At 42.6% G+C, this 26,308-nt stretch carries 23 protein-coding genes and 1 tRNA gene; 9 read left to right on the top strand and 15 right to left on the bottom strand.

Annotation, left to right across the window (positions count from 1 at the left end; translation table 11 throughout):
- Positions 1-4 precede the first annotated feature (4 nt).
- Complete coding sequence (locus tag AC1RNB_RS00720; RefSeq protein ID WP_493079829.1) at positions 5-946, bottom strand: 3-keto-disaccharide hydrolase; 942 nt, start codon at positions 944-946, stop codon at positions 5-7.
- Between the two features lie 282 nt (positions 947-1,228).
- Here AC1RNB_RS00720 and AC1RNB_RS00715 point away from each other — a divergent pair, with 282 nt between their 5' ends.
- Positions 1,229-1,660 carry a response regulator gene (locus tag AC1RNB_RS00715; protein WP_493079828.1) on the top strand — a complete coding sequence of 144 codons (432 nt, stop codon included), beginning with the start codon at positions 1,229-1,231 and terminating at the stop codon, positions 1,658-1,660.
- A gap of 8 nt (positions 1,661-1,668) precedes the next feature.
- Positions 1,669-3,096 (top strand): PAS domain-containing sensor histidine kinase, encoded by a 1,428-nt coding sequence (locus AC1RNB_RS00710; RefSeq protein ID WP_493079826.1) that lies wholly within the window; start codon positions 1,669-1,671, stop codon positions 3,094-3,096.
- 19 nt (positions 3,097-3,115) lie between these two features.
- Here the strand turns inward: AC1RNB_RS00710 and AC1RNB_RS00705 are convergent, their stop codons facing one another.
- The 6 genes from AC1RNB_RS00705 to AC1RNB_RS00680 form a co-directional block, all read right to left on the bottom strand.
- Positions 3,116-7,645: a PAS domain S-box protein gene (locus AC1RNB_RS00705; RefSeq protein ID WP_493079824.1), complete on the bottom strand. Its 4,530-nt coding sequence runs from the start codon at positions 7,643-7,645 to the stop codon at positions 3,116-3,118.
- 458 nt (positions 7,646-8,103) lie between these two features.
- On the bottom strand, positions 8,104-8,502 hold the full coding sequence (locus AC1RNB_RS00700) for a hypothetical protein (protein ID WP_493079822.1): 399 nt from the start codon (positions 8,500-8,502) through the stop codon (positions 8,104-8,106).
- Positions 8,503-8,739: 237 nt separating this feature from the next.
- A complete protein-coding gene (locus AC1RNB_RS00695) occupies positions 8,740-8,946 on the bottom strand; it encodes a hypothetical protein (RefSeq protein ID WP_493079821.1) in 207 nt (68 codons plus the stop codon).
- A gap of 509 nt (positions 8,947-9,455) precedes the next feature.
- The gene (locus tag AC1RNB_RS00690) at positions 9,456-10,793 is read right to left on the bottom strand and encodes a ThiF family adenylyltransferase (protein ID WP_493079819.1); all 1,338 of its coding nucleotides are present in this window, start codon (positions 10,791-10,793) and stop codon (positions 9,456-9,458) included.
- Positions 10,790-11,134, bottom strand: a complete 345-nt coding sequence (locus tag AC1RNB_RS00685; RefSeq protein ID WP_493079817.1) for a hypothetical protein — start codon at positions 11,132-11,134, stop codon at positions 10,790-10,792. The genes AC1RNB_RS00690 and AC1RNB_RS00685 overlap by 4 nt, the downstream gene beginning before the upstream one ends.
- Before the next feature lie 11 nt (positions 11,135-11,145).
- Positions 11,146-11,814 carry a multiubiquitin domain-containing protein gene (locus tag AC1RNB_RS00680; protein ID WP_493079816.1) on the bottom strand — a complete coding sequence of 223 codons (669 nt, stop codon included), beginning with the start codon at positions 11,812-11,814 and terminating at the stop codon, positions 11,146-11,148.
- A 400-nt stretch (positions 11,815-12,214) separates the two neighbouring features.
- Between AC1RNB_RS00680 and AC1RNB_RS00675 the strand changes: the two genes are divergently transcribed.
- From AC1RNB_RS00675 to AC1RNB_RS00655, 5 genes are all read left to right on the top strand, one after another.
- On the top strand, positions 12,215-12,556 hold the full coding sequence (locus AC1RNB_RS00675) for a helix-turn-helix domain-containing protein (RefSeq protein WP_493079814.1): 342 nt from the start codon (positions 12,215-12,217) through the stop codon (positions 12,554-12,556).
- Positions 12,549-13,442: an ImmA/IrrE family metallo-endopeptidase gene (locus AC1RNB_RS00670; RefSeq protein WP_493079813.1), complete on the top strand. Its 894-nt coding sequence runs from the start codon at positions 12,549-12,551 to the stop codon at positions 13,440-13,442. The genes AC1RNB_RS00675 and AC1RNB_RS00670 overlap by 8 nt, the downstream gene beginning before the upstream one ends.
- Before the next feature lie 10 nt (positions 13,443-13,452).
- Complete coding sequence (locus tag AC1RNB_RS00665; RefSeq protein ID WP_493079811.1) at positions 13,453-14,499, top strand: protein kinase domain-containing protein; 1,047 nt, start codon at positions 13,453-13,455, stop codon at positions 14,497-14,499.
- Entirely contained in the window at positions 14,499-16,070 is a 1,572-nt protein-coding gene (locus AC1RNB_RS00660) for a hypothetical protein (RefSeq protein WP_493079809.1), read from the top strand. The genes AC1RNB_RS00665 and AC1RNB_RS00660 overlap by 1 nt, the downstream gene beginning before the upstream one ends.
- 158 nt (positions 16,071-16,228) lie before the next feature.
- On the top strand, positions 16,229-16,576 hold the full coding sequence (locus AC1RNB_RS00655) for a transposase (RefSeq protein WP_493079807.1): 348 nt from the start codon (positions 16,229-16,231) through the stop codon (positions 16,574-16,576).
- A gap of 175 nt (positions 16,577-16,751) precedes the next feature.
- Here the strand turns inward: AC1RNB_RS00655 and AC1RNB_RS00650 are convergent.
- The 4 genes from AC1RNB_RS00650 to pth all read right to left on the bottom strand — a co-directional run bounded on the left by AC1RNB_RS00650 (position 16,752) and on the right by pth (position 20,365).
- A tRNA-Met gene (locus AC1RNB_RS00650) sits at positions 16,752-16,825 on the bottom strand.
- 69 nt (positions 16,826-16,894) lie between these two features.
- On the bottom strand, positions 16,895-18,961 hold the full coding sequence (locus AC1RNB_RS00645; RefSeq protein WP_493079806.1) for an alpha-ketoacid dehydrogenase subunit alpha/beta: 2,067 nt from the start codon (positions 18,959-18,961) through the stop codon (positions 16,895-16,897).
- A 41-nt stretch (positions 18,962-19,002) separates the two neighbouring features.
- A complete protein-coding gene (locus AC1RNB_RS00640; RefSeq protein ID WP_493079804.1) occupies positions 19,003-19,614 on the bottom strand; it encodes a fumarylacetoacetate hydrolase family protein in 612 nt (203 codons plus the stop codon).
- A gap of 100 nt (positions 19,615-19,714) precedes the next feature.
- Positions 19,715-20,365: an aminoacyl-tRNA hydrolase gene (gene pth, locus AC1RNB_RS00635; protein WP_493079802.1), complete on the bottom strand. Its 651-nt coding sequence runs from the start codon at positions 20,363-20,365 to the stop codon at positions 19,715-19,717.
- A gap of 81 nt (positions 20,366-20,446) precedes the next feature.
- Here pth and AC1RNB_RS00630 point away from each other — a divergent pair, with 81 nt between their 5' ends.
- Positions 20,447-21,733, top strand: a complete 1,287-nt coding sequence (locus AC1RNB_RS00630) for a sensor histidine kinase (RefSeq protein ID WP_493079800.1) — start codon at positions 20,447-20,449, stop codon at positions 21,731-21,733.
- Between the two features lie 47 nt (positions 21,734-21,780).
- On the opposite strand, the gene AC1RNB_RS00625 is transcribed toward AC1RNB_RS00630, so the two are convergent.
- Complete coding sequence (locus AC1RNB_RS00625; RefSeq protein WP_493079798.1) at positions 21,781-22,371, bottom strand: 50S ribosomal protein L25; 591 nt, start codon at positions 22,369-22,371, stop codon at positions 21,781-21,783.
- Positions 22,372-22,532: 161 nt separating this feature from the next.
- A complete protein-coding gene (locus AC1RNB_RS00620; protein ID WP_493079796.1) occupies positions 22,533-23,489 on the bottom strand; it encodes a ribose-phosphate pyrophosphokinase in 957 nt (318 codons plus the stop codon).
- Between the two features lie 75 nt (positions 23,490-23,564).
- Here AC1RNB_RS00620 and radC point away from each other — a divergent pair, with 75 nt between their 5' ends.
- Entirely contained in the window at positions 23,565-24,254 is a 690-nt protein-coding gene (radC, locus tag AC1RNB_RS00615; protein ID WP_493079794.1) for a RadC family protein, read from the top strand.
- A 67-nt stretch (positions 24,255-24,321) separates the two neighbouring features.
- Here the strand turns inward: radC and AC1RNB_RS00610 are convergent, their stop codons facing one another.
- Both AC1RNB_RS00610 and AC1RNB_RS00605 read right to left on the bottom strand, forming a co-directional pair.
- Positions 24,322-24,627 carry a DUF3467 domain-containing protein gene (locus AC1RNB_RS00610; protein WP_493079792.1) on the bottom strand — a complete coding sequence of 102 codons (306 nt, stop codon included), beginning with the start codon at positions 24,625-24,627 and terminating at the stop codon, positions 24,322-24,324.
- A 158-nt stretch (positions 24,628-24,785) separates the two neighbouring features.
- Positions 24,786-26,306 carry a SusD/RagB family nutrient-binding outer membrane lipoprotein gene (locus AC1RNB_RS00605; RefSeq protein WP_493079790.1) on the bottom strand — a complete coding sequence of 507 codons (1,521 nt, stop codon included), beginning with the start codon at positions 26,304-26,306 and terminating at the stop codon, positions 24,786-24,788.
- Positions 26,307-26,308: the final 2 nt, after the last annotated feature.

The following is a 26,308-nucleotide window of genomic DNA, read 5'->3' as shown; positions in this document are numbered from 1 at the left end:
GCACTTATCTGGCAGGCGTAATGACAATATTCCGATACTCAACCGGACCATGATCGCCCTGAATCAGGATAGGTCCAGGTTCTCCTTCTTTGCTGTTCAGTGCACCGCCTGTAATGCCGGGTATTACCTGATCTGCAATTACTTTTTTGCCATTCGCTGTTACGGTAACTCTTCTGCCTACTAAAGTGATATCAAAAGATTGCCATTCTCCTGCTTTTTTGGCTGCCATCTCGTTGGGTGGCAGAAATCCATATACAGCACTGAACAGATCAGGCAGCGGTGCCATTCCATAGCTATCTTCTACCTGCACTTCATACCTACCCCGAAGGTATACGCCACTATTACTGCCTTTGGGATAACGGAATTCAATATGCAGTTTAAAATCATCGAACTGCTTTTCGCTCACCAGATTAGCCCCGGATTTAGGGCTGCGTAAAACACCATTTTCCACCATCCACTGGTTGGTACCCATCGCTTTCCAGCCATCCAGGTTTTTACCATTAAAAAGTTGTATCGGCGTTCCCCATACCGGTTCCTTCGCTCTTACCAATGAAGGTGCCCTAACACCTGTCCATTCATACTTTTTACCATCTGTATAGATCATAGACCCTTTTAAACCACCCTCCGAAAGGATAAATTCAAATTCCATTTCACGGGAACCTGGCTCCCATTGCGGGGGAATGGAAAAAGAATAGACATTATTGGTATGTTTTACCTGTGCTATCGGCCTGGCGCTTCCAAATGCATACACAAACCGCCCAACCAGTGTGCTTCTGCCCGAATGACTTACTTCTAACCAGGAGGGCAAGGATTTCCCCTCCTGTTCAATCACGAGATCCCACCGTCCTTCAATAGCGGCGTCTACTTTTGCCTGAGAAAAGGCTACAGAAAAAAAGCCCGACAGCAGTAAGGCCAACAGGCCTGTTCTTTTCAGATAATTTTTCATGGAGATATTATTTTGCAGGTACTGAAAGTAAGCAAAAAACAGGATTCTGCTATCTCTTCTTTATATCTCACACAATATTCCATCTCAGAAATCATTTCACATTGTGGAATGATTTCTGGCCGGATCCGGTTTTCCCATTTACAAAAATCATCTCACAATAAGTGTCAAACTACTACTTCAGCTTTTCCGCCCTTCTTGGGTAGGTAGAAAAAAATCAGAGACCAGCAGAATATGCGTAACTAAATGATTTTGATTGTAACTTTAATAAAACCCCCAGTTGTAATGAAACCCATCCATATTCTGCTTGTTGAAGATAATGAAGGTGATATTGTACTAACAAAAGATGCACTGGAAGAATATAAGATAGCTACGAATACAAGTATTGCCCGGGATGGCAAAGCGGCTATTGAACTGCTGGAGGAATTATGGAACAAAGGACCCGCTTTTTTACCAGACCTGATACTACTCGATATTAACCTCCCCAAAAAAAACGGCCAGGAAGTGCTGCAAACCATTAAGAGTGATAACAGATTTAAAGAGATTCCTGTCATCATGCTTACTACTTCTTCTTCTGAAGATGATATTTTGCGGGCGTATCAAAATCATGCGAACTGTTTTATCACGAAACCTGTAGAAGCAGAACAGTTTCTGGAAGTAGTTTCTTCTATAGAGAACTTCTGGATCTCAATCGTTAAGTTACCTGTACGTAAATAGCAGCTACCATGATCAAGGATGAAAAAAAATACCGGATCCTCGTGATCGAAGATAATCCAGGAGATTTTCTGATTGTGGAAGACCTTTTATCAGAAGAAATCCTTGACCCTGCAATTATACAGGCAAAAAACTTTAAAGAAGCCGTTGCGCTGCTCAGTTCGCAGGAAAACCCGTTTGATATTATCCTGCTGGATCTGACCCTTCCGGATAAAAGCGGACAGGAACTGATCAATGAAATATTACTGGCCGCACCCAACTATCCTATAATCATTTTAACAGGCTATACGGACATGGACTTTAGTATCCGTTCCATTACCCGGAATATATCCGACTACCTGCTCAAAGATGATCTGAACGCTACAACCCTTTACAAAAGTGTGCTGTATGCCATAGAACGGAATAAGTATATCGCAGAAATCAGGAAATCGGAAAAAAGGTATAGTGATCTATTCCGGTTAAGTCCACAGCCCAAGCTCGTATTTGATGAAGAGAGTTACCGTCTTGTACAAGTGAATAAAGCAGCAGCAGATAGCTATGGGTATAGCGAGCAGGAGTTTCTTGATCATTCTCTTCTGGATATCATACAAGAGGGAGATATCCCTAAAATCAAAGAAATGCTGGGAAGCGGTACAGAACCGGAAAAAGAAAAGCTGAACGGGATTCGATGTACGCACCGTAAAAAAAACGGCGACCTCATTGAAGTGGAAATGTATAGCAATCCTATTCTCATCGGGGAGAAACAATGCAGGTCAATGATCGCGATCGATATTACCGAAAAGATCCTCCACGAAGAACGTGTTATCCAGGCTATCCTTAAAACCCAGGATGAGGAACGCTATGAAGTGGGCAGTGAACTGCACGACAATGTTTGCCAGATCCTGGCAGCAGGCCAGATTGGTCTCGACAAACTGGAGGAAGTAATACCAGCCGAAAAAATGAACTGGTTCAATTATTGCAAAGATCAATTAGCGCTGGCATTGATGGAAATCCGCAACCTCTCCCATCGCATGGCACCCGCCTTTCATAGCGATACTACGGTAGAGTTTGCTTTCAGAAAACTATTACGCTCATTTGATATTGAAGGAAGGTATAACATCAATCTATCCATTGATGACACTGTGCAGCATTACCAGATTACAACAGATGCACAACTGAATCTTTACCGTATCCTGCAGGAACAACTCAGAAATATTTCCAAACACGCAAAAGCAACAGAAATCCTGATAGATGTAAACATAAATGATGATCAGTTTACCATGTCCATAACAGACAATGGAATAGGTTGTACGCAGGATACTACCATACAAGGCATTGGTGTAGCCAATATGAGGAGGCGGGCAGATTTTTTTTCGGGAACACTTGATATCAGTTCTTCACCAGGAAAAGGTTGCCGTGTTTTGGTTAAGATCCCACTTAAAAAAATTGTAGTTCCGTAACCGATAGCCCATTAAATTTTTATTTGGGAATCGTAAATGAGAATATACTTCCTCTACCAGGTTCAGATTGTACCCGGATTTTTCCGCCCATTGTCTCTATAATTTTTTTAACAAGCGCAAGCCCGATACCCGTGCCACTGTATTGATCTCTTCCATGCAAACGCTGAAAGATTACAAAAATCTTATCAAAATATTCTTCCTCAATACCAATACCATTATCCTGTACAGAAAATGTCCAGAAATCACCTGTATCACTGGCTGACACTTCTATCAAAGGCGGCACCCCCTCTTTGTTGTACTTGATGGCGTTACTGATCAGGTTCTGGAATACCTGCAACACAGGTGATTTAAGCTGGTAAATAACCGGAAGGTTCTTTGTAGTAATAATGGCCTTCTTTTCTTCTATTGCTTTTTTCTGTAACAGGCAAATCTCATTGATGAGTAAATTCAGGTCAATACGTTCTTTCTGGCTGTTGACTCTACCAACCCTTGAAAACTCCAGTAATTCAAGAATGATCTGTCGCATCCGTTTGGCCCCATCTACTGCAAAAGCGATGTATTGACGGGCTTTTTCATCCAACTGATTTCCATAGCGTTTCTCAAGTTGTGTCAGAAAACCTGTTACCATACGCAAGGGTTCCTGCAGGTCGTGAGAGGATACATACGCAAACTGTTCCAGTTCCTGGTTAGAAATAGCCAGTTCATTATTGATCCGTTCCAGATTGGCATTCAGTTGCCTGAGCGATTCTTCCTGCCTTTTCCGTTCTGTTACATCGGCAATAGACCCAATCATCCGGATGGCTTCGCCTTTTTCATCTCGGATGATGAGCCCTTTATCATATACAAATGCATATGTGCCATCGGCTTTCAGAAAACGGTATTCATCCTCCCAATGATCCAATGCAGGGTCTGATAGGATTTTTTGTCTTTCTGTATGAATTCTCTCCAGATCATCCGGATATACATGAGCCGCCCAGAACTGATCGTCTGCATCTGCCGTTTCTGCATCGTACCCAAAGATTTTTTTGAAATTATCACCGGACCTGACAACCTTATTGGTACGCAGATCCCAGTCCCAGATAGAATCGTTGGTTGCCTTGGCTACATAATCATAGCGTTCATTGCTTACCCGTATGGCTTCTTGTGTTTTTTTCCTTTCTGTGATATCTTTCAGGTATACAGATGCACCTTTTTCGGATGGATACGCACTGATTTCAAACCATCGTTGTACAAATTCAAGATAACGTTCGTAATGAATCGGTTTCTTTTCTTTTACCACCATTTGGTAGTACTCGTTGATATTGGGAGATAAATTATCTCCAAAGTATGTCAATAGATTTTTACCTATCATTTCAGCAGCACTTACACCCAGCACTTTCGAAGCCTCGTTATTCCAGTAAGTAATGATCCAATCTTTATCCATCGCAAAAAAAGCATCTCCGATACTTTCCAGAATAGTATTCCGTTCTTCCAGCGTACTTATAAAAGCAAGCTGCGCCCGTTTCCGCTCGTCAATATCCTGAAAACTACCATATAATCTTATACATCGCCCATCTTTCAGTTCTGCCTCACCTATTGTCCGTACCCATTTTTCGTTACCCTTAGCAGTAATAATCTGGAGCTCTGCCGAAAAGGAACTCCCGTCTTTGATCGACTGCTGCAACAGTTTGCGGATAGTTTCGCGGTTCTCTCCTTCTTTGTAAAAAAGAATAACCGATTCGAGTGAGGGTTCAAAATCTACAGAGGTTTCATGTATCTCCCGTGTAATCAACGACCAGGATATTTTGTTAGTTACCAGGTCCAGGCTCCAAACACCCATTCTAGACAAACGATATACTTTATCCAGTGTTTCTTCCAGTTCTTTTTTGCCGGTAATATCCTTCCCATATCCATAGAGTAACCCGTTTTCATCAAATACTTCAGAGGAACTCCATGAGATCCATTTCCATTCTCCGGATTTTGTCCGATATCGATTTTCAAAAACATAGGTCAAGTTATCGTTAAAAGCATCTTTGTGCGAAATAATAGTTTCGGTGACATCATCAGGATGCACAAAATGCATATAAGGATTACTTGTTAATTCCGCTTCTGAAAAACCAAGCAGGTTAGTAAATGCCGGGTTTACCTTTTTGAAGAAACCATCCCTGCCAACAATACAAAGCAGGTCGGGCGACTGGGTAAAGAAACGGTTCAGTTCATGTTCTGTTTTCTTACGTTGAATTTCTCCGGCCAGGTGCGATAGCAGTGAATCCTCCATAACCACAGATGCGGAAAGATGCTGCTGTTCCTGTGTATCATAAAAAATCAAAACAGCGGTTACCGCACCTTTAAAAATAACGGGTATAGCAGTTGCCCGCAAAAAACCATGAGATGCCGCCCATTCTTTTCTGATATAGGATCCATCGTTTTGCAGGTCTGCGAGAAAAACGGTTTCTCTTCTCTCCCAGCAGATGCCCGGTAAACCTTCTCCCTTATTGAAAATCAGCAGTTTCTCGGGATCGGTATTCAGCTGATCAACAAAATAAGTGGACTCAAGAAACAGCTGGTTCTGATCCATTCCGGTTAACCAAACTTCGCCAGCCTGTTGTTTAAAATACCTGCAACATAACTCCAGCATCTTTACCAGACATACTTTTATGGTTTCCTCCGTACTGAATACTGCGTTGATCTGTAGCAGCAATTCTTTTTCCTGGTGGTTATGCACCATATCAGTAATATCTCTGCTGATACCAACCACCCCGACCACCTGTTCATTTTCCATAATCGGGATCTTGGTCGTATTCAGCCAGCGTAATTCTCCATTAGCCAGGTACAGGGGTTCCTGTTTATTGATAACCGCTTTTCCGGTAGCAATCACTTCGCGGTCATCTTTCAGGTAAACCGCAGCTTCATCTGGCGGGAAAAAGGCTTCCAGTGTTTTATGCAGTGTCTCTTCTTCTGCTTTCGCACCCAGCAACTGCACCATTTTTTTATTATTGAGAAGATGCCGGGTCTCTCTGTCTTTCACATACACATAATCCGGCAGGGTATCTACCAGGATACGTAAAAGGTTTCTTTCTGCGGCCAGTTGTTTTTCTTTCCTTTCCAGGGCTTCATCTGCCTCCCATCGCTGGGTCACATCCCTCACAAAACCCATATAATTACCATTGGATAATACACTCGAAGTGATTTCTGCAATAAAAGTACTACCATCTTTTCTTTTGGCCTTACGCGCTGTAAGCAAAGACCTTTTTTCCAGCAACTCTTTTACCTGCAATACAGGATCAGTTGCTGTTATTACCAGTACATCGGGTAAATGCAATTCAAATAACTCTTCGCGGCTATAGCCTAACAACTTTAATGCTGCTGAATTTACCTGAACAAAACGAAGCGAAGGATCACAGATCACAATACCATCAGAAGCCTGCTCTACCAAAATGCGGTAACGTTCTTCCGACACCGCCAATGCCTCCATAGCCTCCCGTTGTTCGCGGGTCTTTATCTTCACTGCCCTCCGAACCATGATTCCATACATCAGTATACCGGCAAACAAAATCGCTACGATCCCCAATACAAAAAATCCGATATTTTTTACCGATTCATACAGGCCAGGTTTTTTTTCATAGATAAACCCATTCAGTTGCGTTGTAGCCGGCATCAGCCCCAATGCTTTGTGAATATCAAGAATATGGCTCCATCTCCCCTCATTCATATGTCCCATATCTACCAATTCAGGCAGAATCAGTTTCTCCATTTCTTTCGCCTCAAACAGCAGTGCCTCTTTGGTTGTCTTTCGGGCCAACACACCCGGCAGGGTAAGGATATAGTTGCACATTTCTTCCTGATGACTCATGGCATATTCCCATCCCAAACAACTGGCCCGTCTGAATTTTTCAACAGTTTCAGGGTTGTTTTTTACAAATTTTCCGGAAGAAAAAAGAATATCACCATAAAAATCAACGCCATAGTTTATCGGTTTGATGAGCACAGGCGATATACCACCCAACCGTTTGATCTGGTAGGGTTCTACTGAACTATAACCAGTCATTGCATCTACTTTGCCATTCACCAGATCCTGGTTATCCCAGCTATGCTGGAGCACAGCAAGATGAGAAAGATCAATCCCTTCTTTTAAGAAAATCGCTTTCAGTTCCACCCATCCCTGGTTTTCAGATGCCATAATAGATTTACCAACCAGATCTGAAGGAACCCGGATTCCCCTTCCGGGCATCGACATAATTACATACGGGGAATGTTGAAAAATGGCAGCTACTGCCACCAGCGGTTTACCCTTTGAATACTCGATGAGGAGGTCTGAGCCGGTAATACCGAAATCGGCTCTGCCCAACAAAACCTCTTCGGTAACGGGATGTATTGCATCGCCCTCTATCAGTTTTACGGTAAGGCCCTCCTGCTTATAATACCCCTGCCTTATCGCTGCATAATATCCGGCAAACTGGAACTGATGCCACCATTTTAAACGGAGCGTTACCTCCTGCTTCTCCGCTAATCCATTGAGTGGAAGGAAAAGAGAAAAAAGGCATACCCAAAAAACTCCGCGGAATAACATAGGCCTGGCAATCTGAATACAGCAATAAGATACTAAAAAAACTGCATATTTTACAAAAAACTACACGCCCCCATCTCTGCTTTTTTTATGCAGAGATGGAGGTATACAGATAGTTCCGTCTTGTAAGGTTACTATTCGGGAGGGGAAAAAAATGACTTTCGTCAGCTGAGAAGCAGGATACATGTATTGCGTATCCGTATTAGCCCTGGCAGAATTTGAACATTTATGTCATGGCAAACCGGCTGTAATGGTACAAATACAGTTCGAGACCAATTCTCTCATTCAACACACAAAGTGCCTGATATCAACTTATCCGCAGCAGGCAAAAAGGGCATTAGCAGAGATTTTACACGAGATCGCCACTATGTGGGCAATTGGTAGCCCATGAACCCGCAGCCGGTTCCCGTTTATCTTTGATGGGCCTGTATTATAAACAAACAGGCCTCCTGGCAGGTAATTCAGTTACTCCAGTCTTCCGTTAATGCCACCCATTGAAAAGCGGAAGGTGCACCGGGAACAGTAGCCGCACAGGTACTGCAGGCGGGTTCGCTGATCTGTTTCTCAATTAATCTGATTTTGATCACCAAACCCTTTTTATCTGCTGTAAGCGTCTGCATTTTAGCCATATCGGCGCAGGAAAAACGGGTGGTAAACACGTGATCGTACGTCGTATCCCTACTTACAAAACCATTTACGCCGTACTGATACAATGCAGGATCCTGGATCTGAACAACCGCACTGCTACAGATCTCATCTATGATCTTGACCCTGAATACTTTTTCTGAGATCTCAGACTTCGTACAACTGCTGGCTACCAATAAAAATGATAGCATTACTACCCAAATATTGTTTTTCATGACACTTGTTTTGGGATTGACACAGGGTGGATAGGATTCGTTGCATGTTTGTTTCCAGAAAAAATATTCTGCGGCAAACAGGCAAACTAACTTCCTACCGTCACACAAAAAAGCCCCGTTGACGGGGCTGGTTGTATGTTTGAGTACACGCTTCATTAGTATACGTTCTCGGAGTTATGAATCCGCAGAAGGTAAATTCTCCAAATCATTCTGATGGATTTGATGGTACGATTACCATTATTCGTTTCTTGACTTGATGGCAAACCTGGTTTTATCCATACGCGGGGGCGAATGCTGGGAATAGTTAAAAGCGATACTGTTTAAATAAGCCGACACGCGCAAACGCTCTTTCCAACTTATCTGCTGGTAATAAGTAGCATGATCTGACGCTTCCTCCACCGTTTGCGCTTTGAAAGCAGTTCTATCTAACTTGTATGAAGACATAACCGAATATACAAAAACATAATTGTTTAAGCGAGCAACACGAATACCAGAAGGAAACCTGTATCAATATATCCGAAAAAAACTTGTAAATTTTGTTTTCAAGACTATTTTCTTACAACTAACGAGATCGGGATTGGAGCCCAGGATCTGCGCACTATTTATTTTTTGCCATAATACTTATTAGTTTATTTTTTATATATTGTCATTAAATGAAACCATCATGGGAAACTTAAGCTTTACAGAATTGGTTATTATTTCCGTTTTGTTTTTGGTGATTGTCTTTTCGGTAATCAGAGGAATTAAAATACTGTTCAAACGTAAATAAGGAATCTGTACTGAATCAAAAAGCCCATCAAAATTTGATGGGCTTTTTTGTAGCAAGTATGAGCGTTTATTAGAACTGGAAGACGACTTTCTAATTGAACTTCAAACGATTGTACGATCAAAGAAGCATCAGATTGATGAATTGATACAAGCAAATTGTATCACGAAAGAACCTTGACCCCAATCTATAATCTTTTGAAAACGGGAGGCCCGGCATCTTCTAATAGATAATGTATACAAACCTTATCCGCATATTTAGCACGTATATGTTCCTGCATCGTCCCCGCATTACCATTATACGATAGATAAATCTGTTCCTTAGACGCATTGGTCCAGCCTGTGATCATTTCGACCAAAATTCCTACGGCTGTCGAAGCCAGGACGCCGTTCGGCCAAACAACTTGCGGTCTACCCCCTACTTTTCCATATTTAGCGGCCTCCTTCGCAAGGTTTTCTTCAGTCAGGAAACCGAAGCACTTAAAGCAGGAACAAGCAGGAATCGAAGCCACAACCTGTCCTGAGATTAGATAATCACTATCCTCTTCTTTGTGAACATCCATGCCAATATCGATCAATGGAATAAGGTAGCGTCTGCACTCAGCTTCCAACTGTTCCCGTTCAGCATAGGAATCAACGTTTCCCATAATGATATCACAGCTATGAAGAAATTCAGGAGCCTCCTGCCACCTTTTCGCAACAGGCACCACCACCGCATCAGGAAGAACTTTTTTAATAGCTCTTTTTGCAATCTGAGTCTTCAACGTTTTTTTTACGAGATCGATGAACCATCCGCCGATTAAACGATTTAAATTACTTTTTTCTATATGGTCTTCGTCGAAGACAACAATATTCTTGATACCGATATGTGCGAGTTGTTGCCCGATGTGAGAACCTCCTCCCCCATAACCAACGATTCCTATGCGAACATTGGAAAATAGCATTTCGGAATCAGCTCCTAAAAACGATTGCCGAGTATATACATCTTTGTTGGCAGGCACTATCGGATCATGATAAACTAACTTCATAGGTGATCCCACTACACTGAAGTTTGCAATTGCACTTGAAGTTTTTGCCTTATCAACAAATGCATTCGCAAAAAATGAATTATCGCTCAGGATCAGAAAACCCGTTGAGTGAATACCGGAAATTCCCGAAAGGCTTTTTGACAACGCAGGAAGGCTTTCTTTGTCAGTGTAGCTTGGATAAGGCTTACCAAATCCTTCATGCTTGTGAACGTGAAAACAACCACACTTTTGATCAAACATCAGTTGCATGATTTTCCTTATCGCTTCTGAACTTATTTTGGCTCCAACGCTGTTGTCCTGAACATAATCTTCATCTGCAACCGGCACATAACCTACTGCAACAATAATCTCAGTTCCGAATGCAACTTTCATAGATCTTGTCAGTAAGAAGCCTACACGTTCGTATGCAAATTCATGTGGCCTATCCAGATCATTATGCATTGCCTTGTACATTGACGAGGTGGTGCGCAATTGTATTTTTATTTTTCTTTTTTTCATGGCCTTAGTGCACTTAGGTGAATTAATAACATATCTACTAAGCTCAACCCTGCGTTCACTTTCCAGGACACGGCATGCCAATTTTTACTTAGCACACGGATGTTTCCATTCCAGTTACGGGCTGGGCCACCGGTAATTTGCTGCGCAAAAAATAATCGGGATTGATATCCATCGCGTGGCACAGGACACAGCAATACATCAACACTTTTGGGTATGCAATGATCCGGCAGAGCTAAATTGGGAATCAATATATAAGAATACCCCCCTTCCTGAGCCAGGCTCAGGTCAGGGGATATCTTTTTCAATTCCGCTATTTGTTCGTCAAAATTTTTATTAGACATAGCGGAAGGTTTTAGGATGAGGACCCGTCACGTACGTGGCCAAAAAAGATTTCACATCCTTTGATCAACACAGTCGCATCATCAGCCAAAGGAGTAAGCTTTCCATTGATCAGTTCTTCCAACACGTAAGTCTGTGGTAGTCCTCCGATCTTTTTGATTTCACTTACCGTGTACTTACCTCTTTTAACAGGATACCGCACTTCGTTGATCTCGATTGTTACATTCAGATCTTCGTCATGTTTCTTGATGATAAAGCGCTCAATACCTGGGCGGGCAAGATCCACTTGCGTTTCATCTTCAATAACCTCGTCCTCCCATGGTCTTTCGATAGCCAGCAGGATTTTGTCCGCTTCTGTTGCAACGGCGATCTTACGCAGATCGAACCCCGTGATGTACTGTTTAAACCATTCGTGTTTGGTTTCATTGATGAAAAACTCCAGCTTTTTCTTGCAATAAAAATGCTCGATTTCCGGACGCGCGAGATCGACACGTTTGTCATTTTCGATCAATTCATCTTCCCAAGGGCGTTTGATAGAAAGGAACAGCTCTGTCGGAAAGGGAATTCCGGCCATTTCTTTCAATTCTTTACCTGTTACATACTGCTCCTTCCATTCGAAGGCCTGTCCATTAATGATTAAGGGGAGTAATGGATGCTCACCATGGTTTACTAAATTTTTCACTTTTTTAAATTTTGCCGGCGCCGAAAGAAGCTGGATGAGGAAGGTGCCGTTTTCCTTTTCCCAGGATAGCGCGGCAGTATTGTGGGGATCAGAATAATCCTTTACATTGTGTCGCGAAACTTAACAAGGACGAGGTGATGAGCCTCGCAAGTAGAAAGCGCTAACTTTCCACTTCGACCCGGCCAGCTGCTATCATTGCCTGTCCGGGTTATTTTTTTCATCGGCAACCTATTTAATGGGTTTGCTTCACAAAAATAGCGATTTCTAATTATAATTAGCAAATCTAAATTTACTTACTTTAATTTTAAGCAAATCTTAATTCACTTACCATATTATTAGCAAATTTTGGTATTCTGAGCAAATGGCAATATTTTTGTATCTCCAAATTCAAAAAGTCCCCATGAAGTCCTTAGGCAAAACCCTGAAAGAGCACAGAGAGAGAATTCCGTTGACGTTGAGACAGGTTGAAGAAGCTACCGGTATTTCAAATGCATATTTAAGTCAGCTGGAAAACGAAAAGATTAAAAAGCCCTCTGCAAATGTGTTGCACAAACTGGCAGGCTTATATAATGTAGATCTGAATGATCTATTGGCGGCAGCCGGTGTGATAGAAAAAACGACTCCAGGAAAAAGCAGGTTACTGGATACTGCAGCGCTTTCAGCCAGACAACTGACCAATGAGGAAGAAGCGGCATTGCTTGAATACCTGGATTTTATGAGATATAAATCGCGGAATGGTTGATATTCACAGCAGGAAGGACATTGACAAAATTTCTTATGAGATTTTAAGAAACAGCAAAAGTTTTGATGTTTTTCCTACTCCTATTGACAAGATCGCCGAATTTTCAGAGCTCATAATTAAGAAGGATATAGACATATCCCAGGTTCACGAAAGCTATCTTCAGAAGGCAAGTTCTGTGCTCAAAAGTGCCTTATCCAAAGTCAGTGGACTTTTCGATCACAAACAGAAAACCATTTATCTTGATTTATCACAGTTGCCTACCAAGCGTAATTTTGTCCAATTACATGAAATTGGGCACGGAGTATTGTACTGGCAGACCGATGTGTATGATTTTATGGATGATGATGACCAGTCGTTGAATGGTGAATACACGGAAGAATTTGAGGCGGAAGCCAATTATTTTGCCTCTGTAACTTTATTCCAACACGACAGGTTTGATCATGAGGCTAAAAAATATGGGCTAGGCATAGAAGCATCTATGACCATTAGCAAACACTTTGGTGCTTCCATACATGCGACTTTACGCCGCTATGTTGAAACCTCAAAAAAACGTTGCGCATTAGTTGTTTTGGAAAATATTTCCGGCAAAGGCCAGCCACCCAAATGTAATATCAAATCCATTAATGAATCTGCAAGATACATTGAGGATTTTGGGTTGTTAACATTACCGCAGGAATTAGGTTTTACGTGGGAGTTTGTGAAAGACTATTATTTCAAAAGAAGACTCAAGATGGACGGTAAGATAAAAATCAAAACAGACAACGGAACTATAGATTTTCATTACCATTTCTTTTACAACGGATATAACGGGTTTGTTTTTCTTTACCCGATAGGTGAAAAGAAGAGTGCCACGACAAAAATTATTATAGCAAATCATTCCTCTTAAATACTTCGATATGGCAAACGCTGAGAATTTAGTAGGTGTAAAGTTGAACAATGATTGGATTGTAACAAAGAAGTTGACTAACAAGCCCTTTTCAACGGGTGGAAACTTTTCAATTTGTTATGTCGTAGAACGAGGCGGTGAGGTTGGCTTTATGAAAGTCCTTGACCTTAAGCGATTACTAAGGGCCAAAGATGTTATGCGGGTATTAGAATTAGCCATCAAGGCACACAACTATGAATCAGACATACTTAAATTATGTGCTGAACGCAGAATGTCAAAAGTAGTATATGTTATTGAACATGGTGAGATTCTTGCCGAAGAAGGCGAAAGTGATCTGCCTGTTCATTATTTGATATTTGAACTGGCTGACAAATCGGTAAGAGATCACGTAGCGATTAGTGAGGAATTGGCAAACTCATGGCTGATGCGTTCTATACACAATGTTGCCGTAGGCTTAAGCCAGTTGCATAAATCAGGAATAGCTCATCAGGACGTTAAACCGTCAAATGTATTATTGTTTAATAAATCAGCCACATCAAAAATCGGTGATCTTGGTAGAGCAGAAGCTCAGCAAAGGGAGTCGGTTTATGTATACTACACTGTAGCAGGTGATCCAGACTATGCGCCCCCGGAATTGCTTTATAATTATATTGAACCGGATTGGAACAAGCGCAGAAAAGCAACTGACTTATACCATTTGGGAAGTTTACTGACTTTTTATTATATGAAGTCGCACATGACAGCGCTTCTAAAAACATATTTACCCAGTGAATTTCACTGGACTAACTGGGATGGAGAGTACAAAGCAGTACTCCCCTATGTAAATAATGCATTTGAGCGTGTTCTGGAAAAGACAGCAGAAGAAATGAAAATAAAAGTGAAAGATGAAGAAATAACAAAAGAAATCATCACAATCATCAAACAACTTTGCCATCCAGAACCAGACAAACGCGGACATCCTTTAAACCGAATGATTGAATTAAACAAGTATTCTCTAGAAAGATATATAACACAATTTTCAAGACTCACTAATAAGTTTGAAGTAAAGATGATCTAATGTCAATTATCTTAGAAGATAGAAACCGAATCATTATTCCTACTTGGAGAGAGTACAAAACCAACAACCTTTCCCAGGAGCACCTGCCTGCTTTCCTTCACAAACCAAAGCCAAAACCGATTGGAGAAGGTTTATTGATAAAATTGGAGGAATGGAAAGGTGAGCCCAGCCTATCAACCTCCCTTGAATTGGTAAACTCTGCCTATGCAAGCAATCAACATCAAATAGCTGTTGATGCCGCCAAATTTTTGAAGGTACATGGCAATAACTTCCCACAACAGTTTCATAGAATTATTGCAGAAATACTTGAGGAAGACGTTGATCAAGATCATACAGTTTCGCAAGAAATCGCAGAACTAGATAAGCTTCTCAGTTACATAGGCAAAAAAATCAATCATACCCGGAAACGATTAGTTGAATATCCTGATAATCCATTTTTATGGATGGAACTGGCTAGACTACATTCAATTTTAGGGAATGCAAAAAAAGCTGAGAAGAGTTTGCTCGTTGCAATGCAACTTTCTGCTGGACTGAATCGGTATATAGTAAGAGCAACTTCACGCTTCTATTATCATATGGATGAATATGAGCAATCGAGTCGAATTATTCGTGCATATCCAAATCTTAAAAATGATCCGTGGTTACTGGCATCTGAAATAGCTTATTCCAGAAAATTGGAGCGACATACCCCTTATTTAAAAATAGGTGGACAATTAATTGACTCAAAAAATTATTCGAATGATTCAATTTCAGAATTAGCCGCAATGATTGGGACACATGAACTATACGATGGGACTTTAAAAAATGCCAGGAAATTCACTAATAGATCACTTTTAGCTCCTAACGACAATTCATTGGCACAAGCAGAATGGCTATCACGGCATATCAGTGAAATTCATTTCAACTCATGGCTTGATAAAATCGAATTTGCTTATGAAGCCAGAGCTCATGAGCTTTTGTTTACAAAGGATTACAAACGATCGATGGAGGAAGGATTTAATTGGGTGATCGATCAGCCGATCTCTAAACGTGCAGTTGCTTTTGCTTCATATGTAGCGTGTGGAATTATGGGCAATTATGATCAAGCGGTGGACATTTGTAAATTCGGTTTGAGAACCAACCCTAATACATTTTTAATTTTAAATAATCTTACCTATTCTCTCGCTTGCAATAATCAACTCTCTGAAGCCACAAAGTATTTTGAAAAGATGGCGACATGCATCGACGGTGATCTTGATCGTGTAGTTTATCACGCCACCGACGGCCTGATTGATTACCGTTCAGGAAATCCAAAATCAGGCCGAGAGAAATATGAAAAATCGATCGAGTTGGCACTCAAACTTAAAGATGACAGTGTTGTACTAAAAGCAAAGATGAATTTTATACGAGAACAATGTTTTGCCGGAGAACTTGATGAAGAAACAGCAATGAGAACAATTACAAGTGTTTACAAAGAATCTAAAGCTGGCAACAGTGATGAGTTGAAATTGGTAATTACAAAAATTGAAGAGAAAATAAAGATAGCTGGCAAACAAGATAATTCAGTCTACCGCCTCAAGACATCCGATTAATTCAAGACCATGCACTTTTTGCTCAAGCATTTTCAATCTAATTTCCGGCGATCATCTAATTGCCTGGTAGTTGTCCATGCGAATGATCAGCTATTAACATCGTGATTTTTGCGCCATTACCCCTAATGGTTACATAAATACCGTTTAAAAGCTGGATTATGACTTATATAAAATTCACGAGACGCAAATCATTAGCACTTCTTAGGCTAAAAGAAAGTGGAATGCCAGTTACTGAACTTTGCAAAAAACAAAAGATTAGCCGAGCAACATTTTATAATTGGATGACGACGCTTCGGATACAAGCTCTAGAGAAAGAAAACATACAGCTCAAAAAAGAAATACTGCGTTTAAAACCAAAAAGTAAAACACCGACAATCCAAACAAAGTTAGAAAAAGATGACGATCAGGAATTCTTTGAAACAATAGCGACGATTATAGCGGATATTATTTTAAATAACAACTATAACAATCCAGAAGAATTCTTGAAAAAACTAAAAAAATTCTAGCTTGGTCCTAAATCTTCTCATTCATACCTGTAAGAGACTTTATAAAAACCTATTGAAAACAAATGTATTATACAGCCCTAAAAATGAAATTTCTAAGACACGTTTTAACAAATAAGTAGTTGATTATAAATAAAATAGACCGCAAACAGCGGTCTATTTTAACATTTTGTTTAAGTAGCGAGAACGAGATTTGAACTCGTGACCTCAGGGTTATGAATCCTGTGCTCTAACCAACTGAGCTACCTCGCCAGGTCATTTCCGCCGGAAGTTTTCACTAACGGGCTGCAAATATAGGAGGTTTGGGCAAAATGAAAACCCTTAGTAGGCTAAAAGTTTGTAGATCCGCTCCATCAATTTGTCAGGAGTGGGTAACATAGCCGCTTCCAAAGCCGTATGAATAGGTACTGCAGGCAGGTTTTTGGCCCCCATTACCTCCACTTTGGCATCGAGAAAATGATAACATTGGTTGGAGATCCGGAGCGATAAAGCCTCGGCAAATGAATTATGCTGCTGTTCTTCACTCAAAACCAGCACTTTTCCATGCCGGCGCACGGCTTCAAAAACCGCTTCCTCATCCAGCGGAAACAGGGTGCGCAGGTCCAGGATCTCTATTTTTCCGGGCATGCGGGCTTCTACGGCTTTGGCCCAGTAAACCCCCATTCCGTAAGTGATAATACAAACCGTTTCGCCTTTCCGTAGTTTGGCGGGATCAGCTTCCTGTACAATGGCGGCCTTGCCAAGGGGCAGTACATATTGGCGGTCGGGTTCAATGGTTTTGGCATCCTCTGTACCGGGTACTTTGCTCCAGTAAAGGCCCTTGTGCTCCAGCATAACCACCGGGTTTGGATCGAGAAAAGCTGCTTTCAGCAAACCCTTCATATCTGCCGCATTGGATGGATAGACCACTTTGATCCCTTTTACACTCAACAGGGTACTTTCTATACTGCCGCTGTGATAGGGCCCACCCCCTCCATAAGCCCCCGTAGGCACCCGCAAAACCATCTGCACAGGAAACTTACCATTACTGAGGTAACAGGATTTGGAAGCTTCTGTGATCAACTGGTTTAAGCCGGGGTAGATATAATCAGCAAACTGCACTTCTACAATAGGTTTGATACCCAAAGCCGATAAACCTACTGTTGACCCTACAATATAGGCTTCCTGAATAGCGGTATTGAATACCCGGGTAGAACCAAACTTATCTCCCAGGGTAGCCGCTTCTCTGAATACACCGCCCAAACGGGCCCCTACATCCTGTCCATATAAAACCGCTTCGGGATAATCTTCCAAAATCTCTTCAATCGCATGAAGGGCTGCATCCACCATCATTACTTTCTCGCCGTTTTTGGGTGCACGTTTACCCTTTTCTTCTGTAACCGGTGTGGGAGCAAATACATGCTGCTCCACAGAAAAAACATCCGGCTCGGCCGCCTGCTGTGCCAGGGTAAAATCCTGCAGCACTTTTTCACGGGCAGCCGATTCTACCTGGTTAATCTCGTGTTCGGGATAACCTACCCCGTTCAATAACATCCGCAGCTTAGGCGCCGGATCATATAATCCATGTTTTAACAGGTCTTCGCGACTCCGGTAAAACTCTTTCCGCACCCCACTGGTATGGTGGCCCAGTAAAGGCACTACGGCATGCACCAATACGGGTTTGCGTTCGGTGCGGGCATAACTTACCGCCTGTGCCATGGTTTCATAGCTCTTGATAAAATCACTGCCGTCGCACTGTAAACGTTTCAGGCCTTTAAAGCCGGCGGCATAATCATACGCATTACCCGAACGGATCTCATCAGCCGTAGCGCTGATGCTCCATTCATTATCCTGTACCAGGTATACGATCGGTAATTCTTTAAGCACAGCTACCTGCAAAGCTTCGCTCACCTCTCCTTCCGATACACTCCCATCTCCCATCGAGCACACCACCACGGGCAAACTGCCATCTTCTGCCTTCCTGAAAAGCGGCGAATTGATCTTCTCCAAAAATTGTAACCCCTGCGCCAGCCCTGTAGTGGGTATGGCCTGCATACCGGTGGCACTGCTCTGGTGTATGATAGAAGGTTTATCAGTATCCCGGCTGCTCGGATGGCAGTAATAAGAACGCCCGCCCGAAAAAGGATCTTCTCTTTTGGCCAGCAGCTGCAACATCATTGCGTAAGGGGTAAAGCCGATGGTTAAGAGGATACTGTCATCCCGGTAATACGGACTTACCCAATCGCAGGGCAGTAACTGCATACCGGTGGCTATCTGTATCGCTTCATGTCCGCGGGAAGTGGAATGTACATATTTACACACTTGCCGGTTGGCATCATAGGTATCGCCCATGGCGCGGGCCGTAACCATCAGTTGATAAGCGTGTAATAAAAGTTCTGGCGTCAGCATCTGGCGGTTCGTCTTCGGATAACTTGGTAAGAAATAAGGTATTATTTGATCTCGAGGGCGAATACTTTCTCTTTACCATAAAACCCTTCCAGTACATCATCGGTTACACATTCGCCCACACCGGCCGGTGTACCTGTATAAATCAGGTCGCCGATATTCAATGAAAAATACTGGGAGATATGAGACACGATCTCGTCAAACGGAAAGATCAGGTCTTCGGTAGTACCGCTCTGTACGGTTTCTTTGTTTTTCTGGAGTGAAAACAGGATCGGTGCATTCCGCAATTCGTTTGTAAAAGGGATCCACCGGCCAATAATGGCTGAATTGTCCCAGGCTTTGGCTTTCTCCCAGGGCAGGCCTTTTTTCTTCAGTTCTGCCTGTACATCCCTTGCCGTAAAATCAATCCCAATCGTAAATGCATCATAATATTTATGGGCAGATTCTTCATCTATATATTTCCCATTTTTGCAGATCCGCAGTACTACTTCTGCTTCGTAATGCAGTTCATTGGTAAACTCAGGGTAATAAAAGGGGGCGTTCGACTGCATCAGCGCAGTCTTGGGTTTCATAAAGATCACCGGTTCTTCCGGAACCGCATTGCCCAATTCTTTGGCATGATCGGCATAATTCCGGCCAACGCAGAAAATTTTCATAAGGTAACAGTTTAAAATACTAACTAAATAGCCGGATTACATGGATACGGAGGCTACTTATATTATATTTCTCCTTCCGCAAAACGCTCAGAAAGCCATTTTATTGCCCGAAAACAAGGTTATTTACCTGGTTCATCGTTCTTTCGATTCCGATTGCTGCAAAAGACTCAATCACTTCAACACATCTATCTATTTTTTGTTGCACAACCGGCATTTCAGCCGGCGTCCATTTTCCCAACACAAATTCAACCTGCCTTCCCTTGGGAAAATCATTGCCGATCCCGAAGCGGAGTTTGGGGTATTGATCGGTGCCAAGGGTTAACTGGATATCTTTGAGTCCATTATGTCCCGCATCGCTGCCTGAGCCACGTAAGCGTAATTTATGCAGGGAGATGGCCAGATCGTCTACAATCGTTAAAGTTGCCGCGATCTCGATCTTTTCTTTATCCATCCAGTACTTAAAAGCCTTGCCACTCAGGTTCATGAAAGTGGTGGGTTTGATACAGACAAAGGTCTTACCCTTCCACTTCACCTCTGCTACTTCGGCTAACCTGTCTGTTTTAAAGAAACCACCATGTTTGAGCACAAATGCAGAAACCACATCAAACCCGATATTATGCCGCGTATGCCGGTATTCATCACCGATATTACCCAATCCAACAATGAGGAACTTATTCATAGATACCCCAAAAGTAGCGGGTAAACCGTTATGCACAAAAGCCATTTCGGATAGGCGTAATCCTGTATACACAACTGTTTTGGAGGGGTTGTCCTTTTCCTGTTTATTTTCGGGGCAGTTATCTTAATTTTACAGTAAGCCCACTATCCGTTTATGCAAAACCCGATCAAACAGCTTACACAGTTCTTTCACTGGATAGCCAATATCGGGGTCACGGACTCCATCGGTTTCTATGAGAAGAAAAAAACACAACTGATCAACCTGGCAGTTGCCCTGGGAATACCGGTCAATGTATATTTTGCGATTAAAAATTTTTCCGAACAAAGAACTACCCTGGCCATTATCAATGTTTGCCTGATGACCGGGGCATTCGCTATTCTCCTGATCAACAGCTACCGGAAATTCCTGCTCGGACGCGCGGTCCTGAGTTTTTTGGCGAGTATTCTTTTTTCAGCAAGCGCCATCCTGTTCCGGAATGGAGGCGAATATTTCCTGCTGCTGAACGTGGTTATCATCATTACCTTTTTTAATGATAAGAAATTTCTCATCAGTTTCACTGTTTCTAACATCCTACTTTTCATAGGCATAAAAATATTCCTCAACAGCCCGGTGGTATATGATGAAGTTCCCTTCAGCAGGGTGCTCTTCAACCTGATCTGGGCACTGATTACGATGGTACTGGCCCTGCTCTTTTTTAAAAATGAGCAACTCTCCTATCAGAAACAGGTAGAAGAAAAGAACCATGAACTGGAAGAACTGAACAATACCAAAGAAAAATTATTCTCCATTATTGCGCATGATCTGCGTTCTCCCATCGGACAACTGAAGTCATCACTGGAACTGGTAAACAAGGAATACATTACGCCCGAGCAGTTTTTGCCGATAGCCGGTAAACTATCCGTGCAGGTAGACCAGTTACACAGCACCCTCGATAATCTTTTACGCTGGAGTATCAGCCAGTTTCAGGGTATACAGGCTGTTCCGGAGTATGTTTCACTGGAAGATGTGATCGGACAAAAAGCCATTCTATTCCTGAAACAGTCTTTTGACAGGAAGAATATACAGTTGCATACAGAAGGATTGCAGCAGCGGGTCTGGGCCGACCCCGATCACCTGATGCTGATCTTCCGTAACCTGGTGGCCAACGCCATCAAATACAGCTACCAGGATGGAAAAATCAGTATCCGGGCTTACCGGAAAGAAAATAACGTGATTGTTGAAATTGCGGATAATGGCATGGGCATGACAGAAGAAGTACAGAAATCTGTATTCAGTTCTCCTACCATGATTTCCAATACCGGCACTTACAATGAAAAAGGAACCGGGCTGGGATTAAAACTCTGTAAAGAATTTATCGAAAAGAACAAAGGGAAGATCTGGCTGAAAAGCGAACCGGGTAAAGGCAGTACTTTTTACGTATCGATACCCGCCACCCAATAAAAAACCCGGAAGATTTTCCGGGTTTTTTAATAAAAGCTATGGGAAGATTATTTCTTCTTCGCGTCTTTTTCTGCAGTAGCTTCTTCCTGTTTCAGCTGGCGGGTTAACACCACTGAAGCGATAGGAATACGTGGAGAGTTCAGAATTTCCATTCCGTCCACTTTTACATCTTCTACACGGATATTACCATTCAGATCCAGGTTAGTGATATCCACTTCGATGTTCTCTCTCAGGTCTTTAGGCAAGGCCTTTACTTTCAGAGATTTGATCTTGGTAATCAGTTTACCACCACCTTTCACACCCACAGAAACACCTGTGAATTTGATAGGCAAAGTAGCAATCACTTTTTTGTCGCCAACCAGTTCCAGCAGATCCACGTGGATCAGGGAATCACTTACTTTGTCAAACTGCAGATCTTTCAAAATGCATTTGTACTTTTTGCCGTCTACCGATACTTCAGCCAACTGAAATTCACCAGTGTACACCAAAGGCTTGAAAGCCTTCGCAGAAGCATAAAAATTAACCTCTTCGGCACCCCCGTAAATTACACCCGGCACATTTTCCTGAGAGCGAATCTGGCGGGCGGCTTTTTTGCCATGTTCGGTCCTCAGGTGACCTTCGATTGTAATTGTTTTCATGTTATTATTTTTGGACGGCAAAGGTAGGGAAATAGCAATTAAAAATTAACAATTAAAAATTAGCAATTGACAGGGTTGCACAAGAATGAAAATTGCCCAACTATTTAATAGTCAGGCAATTATTTATAAAAAATTTTTAATTTCTAATTTCTAATTTTTAATTACTTGTCCCTCCCCCTCAATTGAGAGTGTATAAACAGGCTGGTAATGCTCTTATTTTCATAGGCATTCCGGATAGCGATGGCGAAGAGGTCGGCCACCGAAATCACCTTGATCTTGGGGCTGGGCTGCTTCAGCGGAATGGTATCGCAAACCACCAGTTCTTCCAGTACACTGTTTTCGATATTCTCGTATGCTTTCCCGCTCAGCACCGGGTGGGTAATCATGGCGCGAACACTACGGGCACCCTTCTCTTTCAGCAAACCGGCCGCTTTGGCCAGTGTACCGCCGGTATCGCAGATATCATCTACCAGGATAATATCCCTGTCGGTTACATCTCCAATCACCACCATACTGGCAATCTCATTGGCACGTTTCCTGTGTTTATCGCAGATCACCATTTCAGCATTGAAATAGCTTGCAATTTCACGAACACGGTTGGTACTGCCTACATCCGGCGCGGCAAAAGAGAGGTTGGCCAGCTTCAGTTGCTCTATATAAGGAATAAAAATCGCTGAACTATCGAGGTGATCCACCGGCACGTCAAAGAAAGCCTGGATCTGCGGTGCGTGCAGGTCCATGGTAATGATCCTGTCGGCACCTGCCGCCTGTAAAAGCGTGGCAATCAGTTTGGCGCCAATAGCTACACGGGGTTTGTCTTTTCGGTCCTGCCTCGCAAATCCATAATAAGGGATTACAGCAATAATTTTGTGTGCACTGGCTCTTTTGGCTGCATCAATCATCAGTAACAACTCCATCAGGTTATCTGTGGGTGCGTAGGTACTTTGCACCAGAAAAACATAATCGCCACGGATACTTTCCAGGAAAATGGGCTGGAACTCGCCGTCACTGAATTTCTGAATGTTGATTTTTCCGATAGGCGCACCAAAACGTTGCGCAATTTTTTCTGCCAGCTTCTGAGAACCAGTGCCGGAGAATATCTTGACGGATGGGTTCATAATGTGTGGGGATGTGCCGCGAAGATAGAGATAAGGCGAAGAAATTGTAATTTGATTTTCCTATAATTTTTCCTTATGCGCAAATTTTCTATCAAAAACTGGGCATCGGATGACCAGCCCCGGAAAAAGCTGTTACAGTTGGGAGCCCCTGCGCTCAGCAATGCAGAACTGCTTGCCATCCTGATCAATAACGGATCAGGAGGTGATACGGCAGTGGATGTTGCCAGAAACCTGCTCTTATCTGCCGAAAACGATCTGCAGAAACTGGCTGGCCTTAGTGTGAAAGAAATGGTGAACAGAAAAATCAAAGGATTGGGGGAAGCCAAAGCCATCACCATTGCCGCCGCACTCGAATTAGGCATTCGCCGGAATGCCGCCGGAAGATTAAAACCCCGTGTTACGCGCAGCGAAGATATTGCCCATTTTCTCCGGGCTACGCTGGAGCACAGGCAAAAGGAAGTATTTGCGGTGGTGTACCTGAACAGTAACAATACCATTACCCATCTGGAAATCATCAGTGAAGGTGGTCTCACCGGCACCGTTGCCGATCCACGGGTGATTCTGAAAAAAGCGCTTGAACACAATGCCACAGGACTGATTCTCTGCCATAATCATCCCAGTGGGAACCGCCGCCCCAGTAAAGCCGATGAGGCCCTCACCCAAAAAATCAAACAGGCCGCCACCCTACTCGACATGATGGTGATGGACCATATTATTGTAAGTAATGAAGGATATTTCAGTTTTGCAGATGAGGGGATGTTGTAAGAGTTAACAGTTAAAAGTTAATAGTTATGCTTCACTATTAACTTTTAACTATTAACTCCTAACTTTCCTACGCCTGCGCCGTAGGCCCGCCAAAATTCATCGGGATCTCTATCTGTTCCAGATCTTTGATAGCACCGTTAGCGGCTTCATAACGCTCTATATTTTCCTGTAAAGCACGCATAAAACGTTTGGCATGCATAGGGGTAAAAATAATTCTTGATTTTACTTTGCTTTTGGGGGTACTGGGCATCACATTCACGAAATCTATTACAAATTCAGCATTACTATGGGTGATGATGGCCAGATTGGCATAACTGCCTTCTGCTACTTCTTCACTGATCTCTATATTCAATTGGGTAGGTTGCTGTTCCATGTATATATTATTTGTGTGGCAAATGTAAAAAATGAAACCCGTAAACGGGCAGGATTATTCTGCGCCTACATGGAACACATAGACCCTATGCTAAATAAGAAGGCCGGCAAAACTGCCGACCTTCTGTAAAATATTCCTAAGCTACGCTTTCGGGGAAATTAGTTAACGTCCCAGAAGATTTTGCTTGTAAACGGATTGATAGTGCCCTGTGCAGTAACATTGGCACCGTTAGAACCCAGTTCACTGGCAGGATAATAAAATCTGCGAGGTCTGTCTGAATTCACCACCTGTAAAGACTGTGGTGTATTAGGCAGTTGAGTTCTTCTGTATTCTGTCCAGGCTTCAAAACCATTGAAGTTGGCCAGGGCAAACCATTTCTGGGTAGCAATAGCAGCCAGCTTATTAGTAGAGGCAACAAAATCACAGTTGTCAATTCCGCTGGTTAACAGCGTAGTTGCCTGTGCAGTGGTGCTACCTACCAGACGGAAAGCCTGTTTAACACCCTCTTCGTAATAAGACTGAGGAGTTCCAGATAAGGTAACTGCAGGGAAACGCTGTTTCAGTTCTGCCAGACAGAATTGTACTTCTGCTGCAGACATCATTACCAGCGGTCTTGCATACTCACCTCTTACCAGCAAGCTTGGCCCTAAAGAAGAAGCTGCAGAAGGCAGGTAACCAGCACTGGCGCCGAAAGGAATACCAGTATAGTTGCTGGCATTTTCAGCTACAGCACTTATACCTGGGGTAGAAGAACTTTCACCACCGTTGGCATATCCAAAACGCTTCAGACGGAAAGTGTCATTGTTGGCTTTAAGAGTATTAACAAAATACTGAGTCAGACGTGGGTAATTGTTCAACGCTCTTTTGGCATTGGTCTCAGAATAACCCCATCTATCGTAAATTGGGTTAGTGTGACCGGCTACTGCTTCGTAACCTGGGTTAATAGAGGCTTCTGCTCCGGTTAACCAGCCACCAGCACCTGTAACTATCTTGTTTACTTCGGTAGTGATGTAACCATCCCTTCCGGTAATTCTGGCCTGGTGAGTCAGGATACGCAGTTTCAGTGAGTTCGCAAACTGGATCCATTTGGTGGTATTTCCCTTAAACATGATATCAGAACCTGCATAGGCATTGGCAAATGCATTGGCTTTCAGGTCAACGATAGCCTCATCCAGTAAAGTGATAAGTCCTTCGTATACTGTTTTCTGATCATCAAACTTAGGAGCCAGTGAAGCAACTCCTTTCAGCGCATCGCTGTAAGGAACATTACCATACATGTCTACCAGATGCTGGAATACAAAAGCTTTCATCACTTTTGCAGGCCCTTTCAGGTAAGCCTGACCGGCAGCATCCGCACCAGTGATTACATACTGGTAATCCTGCAGGTTATCGTAGAATCCATCCCAATAGTTAAAGTCTCCATTGGTAAAGTTATAGGCAAACTGGGTGGTAGAGATAATGTAACCGTTTGACTGGGTCCATTGTCCAGACCAGTAAGCACCCAGTTCATTAGGTCCTACCATGTTATTACCTGTTACGTTAATTGCATTTGCAATTACAAATGCAGGGGTAGCTGATGGGAGTGAGTTCGGGTTCGTATTTACATCAAGGAATGATTTGTTGCAACCCGTACCAAGAACTGCAGCTAACCCGAGGATATATAATGATTTAAGTTTCATTG

It is taken from the genome of Sediminibacterium sp. GW821-FHT12F12 (assembly GCF_058806635.1).
The sequence above is the reverse complement of the archived record's forward strand: the minus strand, read 5'-3'. Positions and strand labels throughout refer to the sequence as shown.